General features: G+C 63.3%; 14 protein-coding genes. 9 read left to right on the top strand and 5 right to left on the bottom strand.

Annotated features, from left to right (window positions below):
* Positions 1 to 53 precede the first annotated feature (53 nt).
* Together proX and J2Y63_RS30735 are read left to right on the top strand one after the other, a co-directional pair.
* Positions 54 to 1,082 (top strand): glycine betaine/L-proline ABC transporter substrate-binding protein ProX, encoded by a 1,029-nt coding sequence (gene proX / locus J2Y63_RS30740; RefSeq protein ID WP_435269127.1) that lies wholly within the window; start codon positions 54 to 56, stop codon positions 1,080 to 1,082.
* A 170-nt stretch (positions 1,083 to 1,252) separates the two neighbouring features.
* On the top strand, positions 1,253 to 2,650 hold the full coding sequence (locus tag J2Y63_RS30735) for an aminotransferase (RefSeq protein ID WP_435269126.1): 1,398 nt from the start codon (positions 1,253 to 1,255) through the stop codon (positions 2,648 to 2,650).
* Between the two features lie 39 nt (positions 2,651 to 2,689).
* Here the strand turns inward: J2Y63_RS30735 and J2Y63_RS30730 are convergent, their stop codons facing one another.
* Positions 2,690 to 4,474 carry a helix-turn-helix domain-containing protein gene (locus J2Y63_RS30730; protein ID WP_435269125.1) on the bottom strand — a complete coding sequence of 595 codons (1,785 nt, stop codon included), beginning with the start codon at positions 4,472 to 4,474 and terminating at the stop codon, positions 2,690 to 2,692.
* Positions 4,475 to 4,606: 132 nt separating this feature from the next.
* On the opposite strand from J2Y63_RS30730, the gene J2Y63_RS30725 reads away from it, so the two are divergent.
* Together J2Y63_RS30725 and J2Y63_RS30720 are read left to right on the top strand one after the other, a co-directional pair.
* Positions 4,607 to 5,188 carry an amino acid synthesis family protein gene (locus tag J2Y63_RS30725; RefSeq protein ID WP_435269124.1) on the top strand — a complete coding sequence of 194 codons (582 nt, stop codon included), beginning with the start codon at positions 4,607 to 4,609 and terminating at the stop codon, positions 5,186 to 5,188.
* A 44-nt stretch (positions 5,189 to 5,232) separates the two neighbouring features.
* On the top strand, positions 5,233 to 6,663 hold the full coding sequence (locus J2Y63_RS30720) for an aldehyde dehydrogenase family protein (RefSeq protein ID WP_435269123.1): 1,431 nt from the start codon (positions 5,233 to 5,235) through the stop codon (positions 6,661 to 6,663).
* Positions 6,664 to 6,725: 62 nt separating this feature from the next.
* On the opposite strand, the gene J2Y63_RS30715 is transcribed toward J2Y63_RS30720, so the two are convergent.
* Positions 6,726 to 7,976: a D-amino acid dehydrogenase gene (locus J2Y63_RS30715; protein ID WP_435269122.1), complete on the bottom strand. Its 1,251-nt coding sequence runs from the start codon at positions 7,974 to 7,976 to the stop codon at positions 6,726 to 6,728.
* 24 nt (positions 7,977 to 8,000) lie between these two features.
* Complete coding sequence (alr, locus tag J2Y63_RS30710; RefSeq protein WP_435269121.1) at positions 8,001 to 9,134, bottom strand: alanine racemase; 1,134 nt, start codon at positions 9,132 to 9,134, stop codon at positions 8,001 to 8,003.
* Positions 9,135 to 9,258: 124 nt separating this feature from the next.
* Between alr and J2Y63_RS30705 the strand changes: the two genes are divergently transcribed.
* The 4 genes from J2Y63_RS30705 (at position 9,259) to repC (ending at position 14,056) form a co-directional block, all read left to right on the top strand.
* Positions 9,259 to 9,732, top strand: coding sequence for an Lrp/AsnC family transcriptional regulator (locus tag J2Y63_RS30705; RefSeq protein WP_435269120.1), 474 nt, complete (start codon positions 9,259 to 9,261; stop codon positions 9,730 to 9,732).
* Positions 9,733 to 10,295: 563 nt separating this feature from the next.
* A complete protein-coding gene (gene repA, locus J2Y63_RS30700) occupies positions 10,296 to 11,546 on the top strand; it encodes a plasmid partitioning protein RepA (RefSeq protein ID WP_256119141.1) in 1,251 nt (416 codons plus the stop codon).
* Positions 11,546 to 12,592, top strand: coding sequence for a plasmid partitioning protein RepB (gene repB / locus J2Y63_RS30695; protein ID WP_435269161.1), 1,047 nt, complete (start codon positions 11,546 to 11,548; stop codon positions 12,590 to 12,592). The genes repA and repB overlap by 1 nt, the downstream gene beginning before the upstream one ends.
* Positions 12,593 to 12,853: 261 nt before the next feature.
* Positions 12,854 to 14,056 carry a plasmid replication protein RepC gene (repC, locus tag J2Y63_RS30690; protein ID WP_435269119.1) on the top strand — a complete coding sequence of 401 codons (1,203 nt, stop codon included), beginning with the start codon at positions 12,854 to 12,856 and terminating at the stop codon, positions 14,054 to 14,056.
* A 243-nt stretch (positions 14,057 to 14,299) separates the two neighbouring features.
* On the opposite strand, the gene J2Y63_RS30685 is transcribed toward repC, so the two are convergent.
* Together J2Y63_RS30685 and J2Y63_RS30680 are read right to left on the bottom strand one after the other, a co-directional pair.
* Complete coding sequence (locus tag J2Y63_RS30685) at positions 14,300 to 14,899, bottom strand: pentapeptide repeat-containing protein (protein ID WP_435269118.1); 600 nt, start codon at positions 14,897 to 14,899, stop codon at positions 14,300 to 14,302.
* The gene (locus J2Y63_RS30680) at positions 14,896 to 15,738 is read right to left on the bottom strand and encodes a MurR/RpiR family transcriptional regulator (protein WP_435269117.1); all 843 of its coding nucleotides are present in this window, start codon (positions 15,736 to 15,738) and stop codon (positions 14,896 to 14,898) included. The genes J2Y63_RS30685 and J2Y63_RS30680 overlap by 4 nt, the downstream gene beginning before the upstream one ends.
* A 154-nt stretch (positions 15,739 to 15,892) precedes the next feature.
* On the opposite strand from J2Y63_RS30680, the gene J2Y63_RS30675 reads away from it, so the two are divergent.
* The gene (locus tag J2Y63_RS30675) at positions 15,893 to 17,335 is read left to right on the top strand and encodes an MFS transporter (RefSeq protein WP_435269116.1); all 1,443 of its coding nucleotides are present in this window, start codon (positions 15,893 to 15,895) and stop codon (positions 17,333 to 17,335) included.
* Positions 17,336 to 17,337 lie beyond the last annotated feature (2 nt).

The following is a 17,337-nucleotide window of genomic DNA, read 5'->3' as shown; positions in this document are numbered from 1 at the left end:
TCATCGTCACCACAACGAGAAAACCTGAAAACCGCCAACAAAGGGGAACGAAAATGCATAAGCTTTACAAGATGCTGACGGCCACGGCGTGCTGCGTCGCGATCACTCATGGCGCCTTTGCGCAGAGCCTGCCGGGCGAGGGCAAGACCATACGGTTCGCCCGTGGCGACAGCCTCGGCGCGAACTATATCCAGGACGACATTCTCATCCAGGGCCTGGAGAAGCTTGGCTACGACGTCAAGCTGACGACGGTCAGCACGATCGCGTTCTTCCAGGCCGCCTCGCAGGGCGACCTCGACGTGGCCGCGGACATCAACATCCCGCAGGAGATCGCCGCCTACGAGCCGGTGAAGGACACGGTCGAGCTTGTCGGCGACGGCAACATCGTCGGCGGGGGAACGAACGGCTATCTCGTCGACAAGAAGACGGCGGAGACCTACAAACTCACGAATTTCGAGCAACTCAAGGACCCGAAGATCGCAGCGCTCTTCGACGCGAACGGTGACGGCAAGGCCGATCTCGTCAATTGCGATCCGGGCTGGCAATGCGGCGACGTCGTCGACTACCAGGTGGAGAAATTCGGCCTCGCCGACACGGTGAAGACCGTCCGCGGCAAATACGAGGTCCTGCTCGCCGAGACCTTTGCGCGCTTCAAGCGTGGCGAGCCGACCCTCGTCTACACATGGCAGCCGTCGTGGGTCACGGACACGCTGAAACCCGGCACTGAAACCGTCTGGCTGCCGATCCCCTACGACGCCATGCCCGACAATATCCATGCCACGAACGGGCACCTCGTGAAGGGCGTCGTTGGTTGCGCGGGCGGGCAGGATCCGTGCCGCATGGTGACGGGCTCGTGGAACTGGATGTCTGCCGCCAATCGCGACTTCATTGCGGAAAACCCGGCGGTGCGTGCCTTCCTTGCCGAGGCGAAGTGGCCGACCTCCACCTGGGCGGAGTGGGAATCGGAACTCAACAAGGACACGTCCGACCGTGCGATCAAGACGATCGCGGACGGATGGATTGCGAAGAACCAGGCGCAGTTCGACACATGGGTCGAAGCCGCGACGAAGGCCGTCGACTAGAGAAATTCCAGCAAAAGTGCGAAGCGGTTTTGCGTCCGGAATTACGTAAAAACAAAGAGGTAGAGCGTTTTCGCGATTTCGAAGAATAGCGGAAATGCTCTGCGAATGTGGCAATCCGGGTGGAGGGCTCGTCGAGACCTCCACCCGAAGGAGTGAAAGGGAGATCGGAAATGAACATCGAGGTACGGCACGAGCTTGGCGACGAAGGCCCGAAAGACGCCGCGCGCCAGCACCTGATCAATCCGTCGGAAGAGATGGCCAAGCTTGGCCGGTCCGACCGGCCGCTTTTCACGCATGCGGATGGCATCTATGTGTGGGACGACGCCGGGCGCAAGCTGATCGACGGGCCTGGCGGCATGTGGTGCACCCAGATCGGTTACGCCCGCCGGGAAATCGCCGACGCCATCCGCGACCAGGCGATGACGCTCAGCTACAATTCGCCCTGGTACTTCGTGAACGAGCCGGCGGCGGAGCTTGCGCGCCGCATCGCCGAACTGGCGCCGGGCGACCTGAACCACGTCTTCTTCACGACCGGCGGATCGTCCGCCGTCGATTCCGCGCTCCGCTTCATGCAGTTCTACAACAATGTGCTCGGGCGGGCTAACAAGAAGGCGATCATCTGCCGCATCGACGGCTACCACGGCAGCACCCAGTTGACGGCGGCCTGTTCCGGCCGCGCCTGGAACCGGCCGAATTTCGACCTCGCTTCAGACCAGATCGCCTTCATCTCCGCGCCCAACACCTTCCGCCGGCCGCGCGGCATGTCGGAGGCGGCCTTTCTCGATTTCCTCGTGGAGGAATTCCGATCCAAGGTCGCCGAGCTCGGACCGGAGAATGTCGGCGCTTTCCTCGCCGAACCGCTTCTGGCGTCCGGCGGCGTCATCGTGCCGCCGAAGGGCTACCACAAGCGAATCCTGGAGATCTGCCGCCAGCACGACATCCTCTATATCTCCGACGAGGTGGTCACGGCCTTCGGACGGTGCGGCCATTGGTTCGCGTCCGAGGATATCTTCGATATCGTTCCCGACATCATCACTTTCGCCAAGGGCGTCACGTCAGGCTACCTGCCGCTCGGCGGCCTCGTGATTTCGGATGCCGTCCTTGGTCGCATCAGCGGGGAAAATGCGAAGGGCAGCTTCTTCACCAACGGCTATACCTATAGCGGCCATCCGGTGAGCTGCGCCGCGGCACTCGCCAATATCGATGTCATTTCCCGCGACCGCATACTTGAGCATGTGCGCGAGACAGCGCCATACTTCCAGGAAAGAATCGGGTCGCTGCGGGACCTGCCGCTTATCGGCGACACGCGCGGAACAGGGCTGCTCGGATGCGTGGAATGTGTGACCGATCCTTCTTCCGAGCAAGCGACCAAGCTCGACGCCGAAATGGCCCTTCGCGTTGACCGCGAATGCTACGAGGCCGGCCTTATCGTGCGGCCCATCTCGAACATGTGCGTGCTCTCCCCGCCGCTCATCATCACGCGTGAGGAGATCGACACGATCGTCGGTATCCTCGGGCGCAGCATCGAAAAGGTCACGAAAGAGCTTCGGGCCGAGGGCCGGATCTGAAAAACGGCGCCGCCGCGTCACAGGCGCGGTGGCGGTTTCCTATTCGTCGAGCAGCTTTGAAATCCTCAATGCCAGCTCGAATTCAAAACGCTTCTGCGACGATTCCAGATCGAGACCGAACAGGTCGACGATCCGCGAGAGCCGGTAACGCAGCGTGGTGACATGGATAGCCAGCTGGTCCGCGCACTGCTGGTTGCGATAACCCGCATCCACGAAGCTCGAAAGCGTCTCGTAGAACTTCGTATCGTGCTCGCGGTCATGGAGAATGATCGGGCCCAATGAAGCGTTGATATGCGTTCTGATCTGCTGCAGATCGGCGGTGACCAGAAGCATGCTCAGCGGGCCAAGCATCGAGGCGGAGACGACGCCGCGCTTTGCAAGCGAGAGGGCGATGTCCATGACGCAGGACAGCCGCTCGAATTGCAGCGCATAGTCGGAAAGCCGCTCGCATGGATCGCTGATCGCAATCGTCGGCATGTCGCGATGGTGGCGCATCACCTCCTGCATGATCTTCGCGGTGACGGTCTTGAGGTAGGCGGGGCTGGGCGCTTCGGGCTCCGGCAGCCAGACGACGATGCCGTTCTGCCTGGCGATGACCGCCGCGCGCGGCTCGAAATGTTCCGCCAGAAAGGAAAGGCCGCGCAGGATCCCGTCCCGCACCTGGCTCCGGATCGTATCGGCATTGATGTAGGACACGTAGAGAAGCCTGTGGCGTGCGCCGGTCCTGATGCCGAACTTCAAGGAGCGTTGCGCGATGTCATTTTCGCTTTTCCAGCTGCCTTCGATCAGTTCGATGAACAGCGCATCGAGGGAGCGCTGTTCGAACTGGAAGCGGATCTGGTTGCGCATTAGTTGAACGCTGAGGGCCTGCTTGGCGCTTTCGATGAGCAGCAGGTCGATTTCCGGAATTTCTTCGTCGCCGATGAAGATCAGCGCCCCAACCGCCTTTCCGTCTACAGTGAGGCCGTGCATGCGGGCGACCGCATTGGCGGTCTGCGTGCCCTTGGTATAGTGGAAATCGACATTGGCGGTCGCACCCCCGGCGAGGCTTTCCGAGACGAGGGTGAGGATCCTGTCGCCCAGATCGCTTTCGACATAATGCCGCCATTCCTCGTCGTCGTAGAAACGCGGGTCCGGGCTTTTGCTCGGGAGGATGGTGTTTGTCGTCCAGTCGACGACAAGAAGCGGCTGCTTGAAGATCGGGTCGATCGTGGCAGCGAGATTGCGCACGGAATCGTCGGAGAGCGCCTGGTTCATCCACTGTATGTGTCGCCCCAGAACCTCTTCCTTCTGCTCCGCGGCATTCTTCTGGGCCAGAATGTGCTTCTGTTTTTCCAGTGCTGCGGTTCCCAGTTGCACGATCAGCTTGATGAGGGACAGGTCATCCTGCGTGAGTTCCTTGATCTCGCGCGAGACGAGGGTAAGGACGATCGGGCGCCCCAGCAGATCGGTGCAGGCCATGGGCGTCACGAGGACGCTGCTGTAGTCCTTCTCGATGGATTCCCGCTGGAAGCCCGGAAACTCGACGGATGTCTTGGCGTTGGGGATGAAGACCGGTTCGTTGTAGCGCAGGGCGACCAAAGAGGGGCTCGTCGCCAGTGCCCAGTTCGTCGCCCCGTCGTTCGGCACCAGTGCCGGGTCGTAGCGGACCGTGACATAGGCGTAACCGCTCGCCAGGTCGATGCTCATGATCGTTCCGCGATACCAGTTGAGATGGTGGCATGCCGCGCGGATCAACTGCCTGAGGATGGTGTCGGTATCCTGCTCGGCATTGATCGACGTCGCGATATCGCTCAACGACGCGATGAGCTGGCTTACGTCCATGTCTCTCCTCCGGGCTCCAGAAGCTCCTATTATTCTATAGCACGTCATCGCAAGCTTCCTCTTTTTTGAGGAAGATCAAGCGCGCTGTTTCCCTAGTCTTTGGCCATCCGAAAGCCAGGCATGGAGGTTGTGATGGCGCCCGCAATTCGAAAGTTCGTGACGTTTATCGAGGAGACCTTCATTGAAGGGGGACGACATTCAGACCGGCCCGTCACCGCCGTCGGCGTTGTCGCCATTCTGGAAAACCCGTGGGCGAACCAGCCCTTCGTCGACGATCTCAGCCCGATCATCAATGCCTATGCGCCCATTCTCGGCGAGGAGATGACACGTCGTCTCGTTGCCCTGCTGCCGGCGGAGCGCATCGAGGCCTATGGCAAATGCGCGGCCGTGGGGCTGAATGGCGAGGTCGAGCACGGCTCGGCGCTCATCCACACTCTGCGGTTCGGCAATATCTTCCGTCATGCGGCGCAGGGCACCAGCTATTTGAGCTTCGCCAACACGCGCAATGCTGCCGGCGCGCTGCTCTCGCTGCCGATGACGCACAAAAGCGTTACGGGCACCCGCTCGCATTTCCTGACCCTGAACCTGCAGGTGGCGGATGCGCCCCGGGAAAACGAAATCCTCATCGCGATCGGCGCGTCCGATGGCGGCAGGCCGCATGCACGCATCGGCGACCGCTTTCGCGACATGGAGGAGATGGGGATCAAGGCGTGACCTTGAACCCCGCAAACGGGAAGTGTGCGGAGAGGGCGGACGGGATGCTGGACAGACAACAATTCTATATCGACGGAAAGTGGTGTGCGCCTGCGCAGGAAAGGACGATGGAAGTGCTCAATCCGGCGACGGATGAGCCCTTTGCCGTCATTTCCTCGGGCACGGAGCAGGATGTCGACCGGGCCGTTGCCGCTGCGCGGTCCGCCTTTGCGTTCTGGGGCAAGGTCGGACTGACGGAAAGGCTCGGCTATATCCGCCGCATCGTCGATATCTACCAGTCCCGTCTCGCCGAAATGGGCAAGGCCATCTCGCAGGAAATGGGCGCGCCGATCGACTTCGCGACACATTCTCAGGCTGAAGCCGGCCTCTACCACGCAAGGGCCTTTCTGGCGGCGCTTGATGAGTATCGTTTTGAAGAGCTTTTGCGGCCGGACCTGCCCGACCAGAGGATTCTTCACGAACCCATTGGCGTCTGCGGCCTCATCACGCCGTGGAACTGGCCCATGAACCAGTTGGCGCTGAAAGTCATACCGGCAATCGCTACAGGCTGCACCGTTGTTTTGAAGCCCTCCGAAATCGCGCCGATTTCCTCCATCCTGTTTGCCGAATTCGTCGACGCTGCCGGGCTTCCCGCCGGCGTCTTCAACCTCGTCAACGGGGAGGGGGCAATCGTCGGCGAGGCGCTGAGCCGCCATCGCGACGTCGACATGATATCGTTCACGGGCTCCACCCGTGGTGGCGCGGCAGTGTCGCGCGCCGCGGCGGCAACCGTGAAGCGTGTGTCGCTGGAACTCGGAGGCAAGTCGCCGTTCATCGTCTTTGCCGACGCGGATGTGGAGAGCGTCGTGGCACGCGGCGTCATGCAATGTTTCAACAATACCGGGCAATCCTGCAATGCCCCGACGAGGATGCTCGTCGACAGAACGGTGTATGACGAAGCCGTCGCGGTCGCAGAGGCGACGGCCGAAGCCGTTGCCATCGGCCAGCCGGACGAACCGGGCGATCATCTGGGGCCGCTCGCCTCGCACGGCCATTATGCAAGGGTCCAGGACCTGATCGACGTCGGTATAAAGGAAGGCGCGCGCGTCGTCGTCGGGGGGCTTGGCCGTCCCGATGGTTTCGAGAAGGGAAGCTTTGTCCGGCCGACGGTCTTTGCCGATGTGGACAACACCATGACGATCGCCCAGGAGGAGGTGTTCGGCCCTGTCCTGACGATCATTCCGTTTTCCGGCGAAGACGAGGCAATCGCCATAGCCAACGACACTCGCTTCGGCCTTGCTGCATTCGTCGAAACCGCGGACCCCGACCGGGCGCAGCGGGTGGCGCGACAATTGCGCGTCGGCATGGTCCAGATCAACGGCACGCCCAAGGCGGCCGGCAGCCCGTTCGGCGGCTACAAGCAGTCCGGAAACGGGCGCGAAGGCGGCAGATGGGGCCTTGAGGACTACCTTGAGGTCAAGCTCATCAGCGGTTGAACGAATGGCTGATCGCGACATGGAAATGGTCGCGATCGGTGTTCACTCCGTTCCAGCAGCCGTCAGGCGTATCGCGCAACGGCAAGGTCAGTGGCATCAATATCCGGTTTCCTGCCAGAGACGATGTCGGCAATGACGCGAGCGGAACCCGAGCTCATCGTCCAGCCAAGCGTGCCGTGGCCGGTGTTGAGGAAGAGGCCGGCGATCTTCGTCGCACCGATGACCGGCGTGCCGTCCGGCGTCATTGGCCGAAGGCCCGACCAGAAGGTGGCCTTGCCGGTGTCCCCGCCAGGGAACAGATCCATGACGGAATGTTCCAGGGTGCGGCGGCGGGTCAGGCCGAGGTCATTAGTGTAGCCTGATATTTCTGCCATGCCGCCGACGCGGATGCGATCGCCAAGGCGGGTGATCGCGATCTTGTAGGTCTCGTCCATCACGGTCGATTCCGGCGCACGAGCAGTATCGGTGATCGGAATGGTCAGCGAATAGCCCTTGACCGGATAGACCGGCAGGCGAATGCCGAGGGGACGTACCAGCAGCGGCGAATAGCTGCCGAGGGCCACAACCACCGCGTCGGCCGACAGTTTTCCGGTGCCGGTCGTGACGCCACGTACCCTTCCTGCGTCAACGTCGAGGGCCTTGATTGCGGTGTTCCAAATAAAGCGAACGCCGAGCGCCTCTGCCTTTGCGGCCAACGCATTGGCGAACTTGAAGCAATCGCCGGTCTCGTCCTTCGGCGTCAGCAGGCCGCCGACAATTTTTTCGCGCACATGCCTGAGCGCCGGCTCCACGCGGATGCAGCCCTCGGGGTCGAGCACCTCATAGGGAATGCCGTCGGCGGCGAGCGCCTTGACGTCCTTGGCGGAGGCGTCGAGCTGCGCCTCGGTGCGGAAGAGCTGCAACGTACCCTGCATGCGTTCGTCATACGCAATGCCGGTTTCCTCGCGCAGGGCGGCGAGCGCGATGCGGCTATAGTCGGCCAGCCGCAACATGCGGCTCTTGTTGATGGCGTAGCGCCGCGAGGTGCAGTTCGCGAGCATCTGCGCCATCCAGGAAAGCATGGCGGCATCGATCTTGGGCCGCAGGATGAGCGGCGCGTGCTGCATGAACAGCCATTTCATCGCCTTCATGGGTATGCCGGGAGCGGCCCAGGGCGAGCAGTAGCCGAAAGAGACTTCGCCGGCATTGGCGAAACTCGTCTCCAGCGCCGGGGCCGGCTGGCGGTCGATGACCGTGACCTCGTGTCCGGCCCTGGCAAGTTGATAGGCCGACGTGACGCCGATAATGCCGGCGCCCAGAACGATGACTTTCATGGATCCTCACTTGGAAAGAAGGGGTCAGCAATATTGCCGCTCGTATCGGCGGCCGAGACCGGTCAGAATTTCGTAGGAAATGGTGCCGGCGTCGCGTGCGATATCCTCAAGCGTCTGGTGAGGCCCGAGCACCTCCACGAGACTGCCGCCTGTCAGGCGACCTGCCGGCAGGGCGGAGATATCGATAATGATGCTGTCCATCGAGACGCGCCCGATGATCGGCAGGCGGATACCGTCGCAATAGACCGCGCCCCGGCCACCGAGACTGCGCGGCAGGCCGTCCGCATAACCGGCGGCAATGGTGGCAAGCCGCACTTCGCCCGTCGTGATATGGCTGGCGGCATAGCCGACGCGCGTGCCGGCCGGCACGGTGCGTGTCTGCACGACGGCGACATCGAGGCGCACGACCGGCTCCATCGGATTGTCACGCCCGGCGGTTGGGGCGCCGCCGTAGAGTGCGATGCCGGGGCGGGCGAGTGCACCGTGGTAGACCTTGCCGAGAAAGATGCCGCCCGAATTGGCGAAGCAAACGTCGAATTCGGGAAACTCGACCGAGATGCGCTCCATCTCGGCACGTTGGTCATCGTTCTGGCCGCTGTCGACATCGTCGGCGGAGGCGAGGTGACTCATGATGAAGAGGACCTCAATCCGGCCGTCTGCCTTGACGTATTCTGAAAGCATCGCCCGGTCTTCCGGCGGCACGCCGAGGCGCGACATGCCGGTGTCGAATTGCAGCACGGCCGGCAGCGTGCGGCCGAGCGTCTTTGCGGCGGCAGACCATTGCCGCCACTGGCCCAAAGAGTTGATCACCGGCACGATGCCGCTGCGTGCGCAGGCGAGTTCGTTTTCGGGCTGCAGGCCGTTCAGCACGAAGACTGCGGCGTCCGCGGCAAGAAGCGGCCGCAGGTGAAGGGCTTCGACAAACTGGGCGACGAAGAAATGACGGCAACCCTGCGTGTAGAGCTCGGGCGCGACCCGATTGGCGCCGAGGCCATAGGCATCCGCCTTGACGACCGCCGCCGCGCGCGCGGGCGCTACCTCCGTGACCAGCTTTTGGTAGTTGCGGGCAAGTGCGGCAAGATCAATGGTCAGATAGCCCGTTGCGCCGCCCGTGCGGATCGTCTCGTTCTGCCCGTCTTCCCGAATCCCGATATGCATGTCCAGCCCCCGACTTCAGCGGAGCCTATTGAAATGATCGCGAAATTAGGCACTAAACGGCGCTTGATTATTGTGTTATGCTACGATTTTTGAACGAAACGACGAAAATTTGGAATAATCTGCGATGATGGCTCTGGACGCGATCGACCGCAATATCCTGAGGCTCCTCCGGCTCGATGCGCGCATGAGCAATGCGAGCCTCGCCGTCGAAGTGGGTCTTTCGCCTTCGGCGTGTTTGCGTCGGATCAAGCTGATGGAGCAGACGGGCGTCATCCGTGGCTATACCGCCCTCGTGGATGCGGGAAATGTCGAGTCCACAATCGCGGTCATCATCAACGTCACGCTGGAACGGCAAACGGAAGACTACCTCGATCGCTTTGAGGCGGCCGTTCGCAAATATCCGGAAATTCGAGAGTGCTTCCTGATGACGGGCGGCTCGGACTACCTGCTGCGCGTCGAGGTCGCCAATGCAGGCGAGTTCGAGCGCATACACAAGGAAATCCTCTCGGCCATGCCGGGGGTTTCACGGATCCATTCAAGCTTCGCAATCCGCAACGTGCTCGCGACGAGGCCAAGGAGGCAATCAAAGCGCGCCTGAGGTGGGGCTGTTGCGATGCCACAGTTGGCGGCGACGGCGACGCCTCCTGATCCACAGCGCGCCACAGCCAGTGCTTCTTGCCACGGATCGAAACGAAATGGCTTGACCTCGTGTCATCCATAACGCCGAGTCTCGCCGTGGAAGAGAATCGCGTCCAATGACCTTTCGGAATCGGTTCGCGCGGATCGATTCATGCGCGTGATGGGTTCGCGATGTTAACAGGTGTCAACGCGGCCGTGGTGAATCCGGTGGATGACCGCGGCGGCGCCAGGGGCGAAAAGCCCGGTTTTCCAGCCTCGCGCCGGGTTCGGCGTTAAGATTTCGTTAACCAAAAAACGCTTGACGCGACTCGGAAGCTGCCGCACCGTCCCTAACGGAACCGGGCGAAGATTGTGACTTTCGCCGTAACTGCCAAAAGCATCTGTAGATTCTCCCGTCCTCGCATATCCCCGGGGTGGAGAATCGGAGACACTATAGGCGAGACGATCCGCCCGATCATGACGGGACAGGGGGATTGGCGCGACGACTAAGCCCAGGGATTGGGCAAGGAACGGAGACTGCGGATGGCCAAGCCGTCGGAGACAGCGTTGGGAGAACAGGTGCCGCTTCGCCCGGCCGACGAGACCATTGCGGAAGATGCGCATGCACTTTCCGTGCAGCTCCAGGCGATGCGCGACCGGCTCTTCCCGCCGACCTCGCAAAAGACGCTGCGCAGCTTCACCTCCGGCGAGGCGGCGCGGCTGATCGGCGTGTCGGATGGCTACCTGCGGCAGATCTCGCTGGCGGGGGAGGGGCCTGAGCTTGCGACCGGCCCCGGCGGGCGGCGCATGTATTCGCTCGCCGATATAGACGCGCTGCGCCATCACCTCGCCGAGCAGGCCCGCGCCAAGGGCAATGCCGCCAAGGCCCGCGCCTATGTGAAATGGCGCGACCCGGCGCGCGGCGAACACCTGCAGGTCATCTCCGTCACCAATTTCAAGGGCGGCTCGGGTAAGACGACCTCCTCCGTGCATCTCGCCCAGCACCTGGCGATGACCGGCCACCGGGTGCTTGCCATCGACCTCGATCCGCAGGCCTCGCTCTCGGCGCTCTTCGGCTACCAGCCGGAACTCGACCTCGTCGGCAACGACACGATCTATGGCGCGATCCGTTACGATGCAGAGGTGCGCCCGCTCTCGGCGATCATCCGGAAAACCTATTTCCACAATCTCGATCTGGTGCCCGGCAATCTGGAGCTCCAGGAATTCGAACATGCGACGCCGCGCGCGCTGACCGAGCGCAAGGCCGGCGAGGCGCATGGCCTGTTCTTCACCCGGGTGCAGGCAGCGCTCGCCTCGGTCGCCGACGATTACGACGTGGTGGTGATCGATTGCCCGCCGCAGCTCGGCTACCTGACGCTGTCGGCTTTGTGCGCCTCCACCTCGGTCATCGTCACCGTGCATCCGCAGATGCTCGACGTCGCCTCGATGAGCCAGTTCCTGTTCATGACCTCCGACCTGCTCGGCGTGGTGCGCGAGGCGGGCGGACAGCTCAATTTCGACTTTTTGCGCTACCTCGTCACCCGCTACGAGCCGCATGACGGGCCGCAGGCGCAGATCGTCGGCTTCCTGCGCTCGCTGTTCGGCAACCGGGTGCTGACCTCGGCCATGCTGAAATCCACCGCCGTCTCGGATGCCGGCCTCACCAAGCAGACGCTCTACGAGGTCGGCCGCGAGAACTTTTCGCGCGGCACCTATGACCGGGCGATGGATTCGCTGGAGGCCGTCAACAGCGAGATCGAACAGTTGCTGCACACTGCATGGGGACGCGCATGATGACCGGCCGCGACCGCAAGAATTCCATCAAGGCCTTGTTCGGCGGCGATATCCTGCCGGCCGGCGAGGCCGCACCCGAGACGAAATCGCTGCCCGCCGCCGGCGAGCCCGGCCGCACGTCGTCGGGCGCCGTCAAGGCGATGGGGCTGACGCTCTCTTCCATCACGCGCGAGGCCGAAGAGGCCCGCGCGCTACGCCAAGCGCTGGAAGAGGGCGAGCGCATCGTCGCGCTCGATACCGACCGCATCGAGGCGTCCTTCGTCAACGACCGGCTTTCCGACGAGGAGCGCGACGACGCGGATTTCCTGGCGCTGGTCGACAGCATGCGCGACAGCGGCCAGCAGGTGCCGATCCTCGTTCGCCCCGCACCCGCCACGGATGGAGGAGGGGAGGGCCGCTACCAGGTCGCCTATGGCCATCGCCGCCTGAAGGCCGCGCGCCGCCTCGGCCAGAAGGTCAAGGCGATCGTGCGGGCTTTGTCCGACGAAGAGCTGGTGCTGGCGCAGGGCAAGGAGAATGCCGAGCGGCGCAACCTGAGTTTCATCGAGCGCGCGCTGTTTGCGCAGGCGCTGGTGGCGCGCGGCTTCGAGCGCCGGCTGGTCGGCGATGCGCTCGCCGTGCAGAAGAGCGAGCTGTCGCGCCTGCTCCAGGTGGCCGACAGCGTGCCCATCCGTTTCGTGCGCGAGATCGGCCCGGCGCCGAAGGCGGGGCGCGAGCGCTGGATGGCGCTGGGCGCGCTCTTCGAGAATGGCAACGGCGCGGAAATCGAGAAGGCGACCGACGAGGTCACATCCGAACAGTTTCGCCGGGTCGGCAGCGACGAGCGGTTCCAAAAGCTGTTCGACCGGTTGATGCGTCGCGCACCGAAGGCGATTGCGGCGGTGGAAGAGATCCGCAAGGCCGATGGCGGGCTTCTCGCCAGGGTGGAGCGCAAGGGCAAGGCGGTGCGCATCGCGTTCACGCCGGATGTCGACCCGGCCTTCATCGCGCGGCTGACGGCGCGGCTGGAAGACGATTACACAGCTTTTCTCGCGGGGAAAAGCTGAGCCCAGGACACACTGATTCGGCCGTGTGAACGGCCGGCAACACCCAGAGAAACCAGCGGAAGGAAGCGCGGAGACAAGAAAAAAGGCCCCCAAAACGTCACCATTTCGGAAGCCCTCTTCTATGTAGCAATTCGAGAGAATCACTTCCAAGGGTCAAAGTCAAGCGTCGTCGGCATCTGATGCTGCACGGCACAAGGGACTTCGCCTGCCTGACCGGCGGCGTTGACGGGACCTCCTTGCCTCTCAAAAGAGGACCCGACCATGATGGAGCAGATTGCAACGACGCCTTTCGGCGGCGGGCGGATGAGTGCGCGCCTTTTCATGCGGCAGCGCGAAGCGGCGGAGCGGCAGGAAAAGCTGCGCGCCGGGGGCGGCGGCAATGACAATGGGCGTGCCGACAAGTGGCAGCTGATGCGCGCCGTGACGGAGGCGCGCGGCGTCTTCGGCATCGGCGACCGCACGATCAGCGTGCTGGAGGCGCTCGTCTCCTTCGCCAATGAGCGTGAACTCGACGGCACGGCGCCGATCATCGTCTTCCCGTCCAATCGCGAGCTTTCGCTGCGGGCGCGCGGCATGGCGCCCGCGACGATCCGGCGGCATCTGGCGGCGCTCGTCGAGGCCGGCCTGATCTTCCGCCGCGACAGCGCCAACGGCAAGCGCTTCTGCCGGCGCGACGAGAAGGGCGCGCTGGAGGATGCCTTCGGCTTCGATCTCGCACCGCTGGCGCTGAAGGCCGGCGAAATCTTCGAGGCGGCCGAACGTGCGCGCGCCGAGGACAGGGCCATGCGGGCGCTGAGGAGCGAAGTGACGCTGCACCAGCGGGATATCGCCAAGATCATCGCCACGGCGCTGGAAGAGGGCAGGGCGGGCGACTGGCTCGGTCTTACCGCCCGCCTCGCCGATCTTGTGGCAGGGCTCGGCCGCCGCACCGCAGCAGACATCCTGGCCACGCGCCGCGACGGCCTCCAGCGCCTTCGGGCCGAAGTGGAAAACGCTTATCTCTCAAGCCTTTCAGAGCAAGAAATGAGCGGCAGTGCGCATCAATCTGAGCAGCATATTCAGAATTCAAACACAGACCAACCTATTGAACCATATGGCCGGGAAAATGAACCCGCGAAGGCGGCACCCGAGCAGAAGATGGCGATCAGTCTCGACCGGCTGATGCGGCTCTGCCCGCAGATCGCCGATTATGCCCGTAACGGCGTGAAAAGCTGGACGGACCTCGTGGCGGCGGCGGATCTGGTGCGCTCGATGCTGGGCATTTCGCCCGATGCCTGGCGCAAGGCGAAGGCCGCGATGGGGGATGCGGCTGCTGCGGTGGTGATTGCGGCGCTTCTGGAGCGCGGCGAGGCCATCCGCTCGCCCGGCGGCTATCTGCGCGACCTCACCGACAAGGCGGAACGCTCGGCCTTCAGCATCTATCCGATGGTGCAGGCGCTGGAACGCGGGCAGGGGCGGGCGTGACGCGGTTGACAGCTGTCACAGGCTGGCCCGCTCCCGGCAAATTGCGCGCAAAAAAAAGGGCCGACGGAAAACCGTGGCCCTTGAAGTGTGAAGGTCAAAAACCTCCAGAGGGGAACAGCTGATGCGATGGACTGGGAGGAACCATCACGTGCATCGACTACAGGCACTATGCCCAACTTTTGACCTTTTGATAAACATTTTTTGTGCAGTGCAGCTATGCAGGAACGCGAGGGCTGGTTGCCCTCACTTCAGCCGCACATCCAGCCCGAGCGCCTCGGCGATGAAGATGGTCTGGTCGATGGTGATGATGGCGTCCTTGAGGTGGATGGTTTTGAGCTCGATGGCGCTGAGATCGCTTCCCCGGAGGTCGCAGCCGGTGAAATCGGCATTGTGCAGGAGCGCGCCGGAGAGGTCGGCATTGCGGATCGATCCCGAGCGGCACTGGGCGCCCGTCAGGTCCGCCTCGCGCAGCCTCGTGCCGGAAAACGAGGCGCGGCCGAGATCGGCATGGGCGAGGCCCGCAAAGGACCAGTCACCCTCGACCACCTTGATCGTGTCGAAGGCGCAATCCTCGAAACGGCTGCCGACGAATTTGCAATTGGTGAAGCTCGCATCGAAGAACTTGCAGGCGACGAAGGTGCAGTTGACGAAAGCGGCGTCGCGATGGGCCGAGGCGTTGAAGCGGGCGCTGCGGAAAACGCAGTCGGAAAAGACGCTGCCGATATTCTCCGCCTCCGTCAGGTCGAGGTCGGAAAACAGCGTGTCCGCATGACGCTCCCGCTCCAGCCTGCGGCCGTACCAGTCCGCTCGGGTGATCGTCGTTTCCGGATGCTGGCCGCTCACAGCTCCTCCAGCGTATCGCCGAAGCGTTCAATGCCGCGCAGGCGGGTGCGGCCGGCAGCGCCCGCGCGCTCGATTGCGCGCGTGGTGATGAGGTGGCAGACGGCCATGACGGAGACGTGGTTGAAGAGGGGGCCGGGGGCGAGGGTCTGGCAACGGAAATGCCAGGTGGCGCTCGCCCGGTGGGCGACGCCTTCGTCGGTAATGTAGAGCAGTTTCGCGCCGCTTTTCTCGATGGCCGAGAGGATCGCCTCCATCTGCGCGATGCGGCGGCGCAGGCCGAAGACGATGGCGACGTCACGCTCGGTAACGCTGACCAGGTGCTCGCCGAGCGTCTGGCCGGCGCCGGGGATGGCGACGATGTTTTCGGCGACCTGCGTCATCTGCCATTGCAGATAATCGGCAAAGGGGTGGGAGCTGCGAAAGCCGACGACCCAGGTCTTGCGCGCCTCCAGCACGGCGTCGGCCACCGCGTTGACTTGAGCGTCGGTGATGGTGGCGAACGTGCCTTCGAGATTGGCGATGCCCTGGGCGACGTGGGCGGCGACCGACTGGTCGCCCGCCGCATCCGTCGAGGTGGCGAGGAACAGGCGGGAGCCGGTCTGGCGCTCGTCGCGGGCGTGGCGGCGCGCCTCCTCGTAATTCTCGTAGCCGAGGCGGCGCACGAAGCGGGTGACGGTGGCGTTCGAGACCTGGGCGAGCCGCGCTAGTTCCGAGGCGGAATAGCTCGCGAGTTCACCCGGAAAATCGCAGACGAAATCGCCCAGCCGCCGCTCGGCCGGATGCAGGTCGTCCAGCGCATCCCTCACCCGGAACAGGAACGAACGATCCGTCGAACTCATCTCACCCCAAAGCCTCGTTTGCCATCGCCTGCTTGTAACGGAGGGACCGGCCTTCGGGAAGAAGAGGGTGCCCACAAGTTTCTCTTGAAAAACTCATTTCTTGAAGGCATAGTATGAAAATTGATTTTCACGCTGATGCCAGGAGGAGGAGACTATGGCAGCAGAAGGTATGGTGCAGTCCGGCAAATCATCGCCGGTCATTCGGCAACTGGAAGGCGCGCTCACCCGGATTGGAGTGACCGGGGCGCACAAACAGATCATCGCTTTGGTGCTGATCGGCTGCCTGTTCGACAGTTTCGAGCAGAACACGATCGGCGTGTCCGGCCCGCTTCTGAAGGAGCACTGGGGCCTGACGGGCACGGATATCGGCTTCCTGAACACGATCACGTTCGGCAGCGCTGCCATCGGCCGCCTGCTTTCGGGCATTCTCGGCGACCGCTACGGCCGCCGCGTCATGCTCACCGTCAACCTGCTCCTGTTCTCGCTCGGCTCGGCAGCCTGCGCGCTGGCGCCGGACTTCATGTTCCTGTGCATTGCGCGCGCCATCGTCGGCTTCGGCGTCGGCGGCCAGATTTCCACCGCCGTCACCATGCTGTCGGAATTCTGCTCGCCAAAGTTCCGCGGAACGGCGGCCGGCCTCGTCAATGTGGGCGCCGGCGGCTTCGGCAACTTCCTGGCACCCGTCTACGGGCTGATGATCTTCAGCATCTTCCCCGGCGAGGATAGCTGGCGCTGGCTCTTCGCCTCGCTGGCGCTGCCGGCCCTGCTCGTCGTGTTCTACCGCCGCTACGTGCCGGAAACGCCGCGTTTCCTCGCCTCGCAAGGGCGGATAGACGAGGCGAACAAGGTGCTCTCGGTGCTGGAATCCGGGTCGCTGCGGCCGAAGAACCTGGTGGTGCGCGAGCACCTGACGAAGGACCAGGCGACGGACGCGCCGCCGACCAAGGGCGCCTGGAAGGAACTGTTCCGCGCTCCCTTCCTGGGCCGCATCGTGCCGGTGTCGATCGCCATCCTGATGAGCTATGGCGCCCAGCTTTCCGTGCTGACGCTGATGCCGGTCATCTTCGTCTCGATGGGCTACACACTGCAGGGCAGCCTGCTCTACAGCATGATCATCCAGAGCGGCAGCGTGCTCGGCGCCATTGCGGCCTCGATGTTCGGCTACTACTTCCCGCGCAAGCGCGTGCTGACCGTCGGCGCGATCTGCGCCTGCCTGGCGGCGCTGTCGATCATGTATCTCGGCACCACCATCTACCTGGTGCTGTTCTTCGGCGCGCTCTTCCAGTTCTTCGTGCTGCTGCTCAACACGTCCATCTGGATCTATGCGCCGGAACTGTTCCCGACCCGCATCCGCGCCTTCGGGGTGGCCTTCATCCTGGCTTCGGGCTCGGCGGCCGGGTCCTTCGTGCCGACCATTTCCGGCGCGCTGTTCGACCATTACGGCATGGTCGGCGTGTTCGGCCTGGCGGCGGCCATGTATGCGGTCTTCGCCGTGTGCATTCGTCTGGGACCGGAAACCTACGGCATGTCGATGGAAGACATCACGCAGCGCGCCGATGCCACCACCAAAGCCCGGAGCTTGCCGTGCAACCCCTGAAA

Origin of the sequence: Shinella sp. BE166, from assembly GCF_051201095.1 — a bacterium.
In the GTDB taxonomy this organism is placed as follows: Bacteria; Pseudomonadota; Alphaproteobacteria; order Rhizobiales; family Rhizobiaceae; genus Shinella; species Shinella lacus.
The sequence above is the reverse complement of the archived record's forward strand: the minus strand, read 5'-3'. Positions and strand labels throughout refer to the sequence as shown.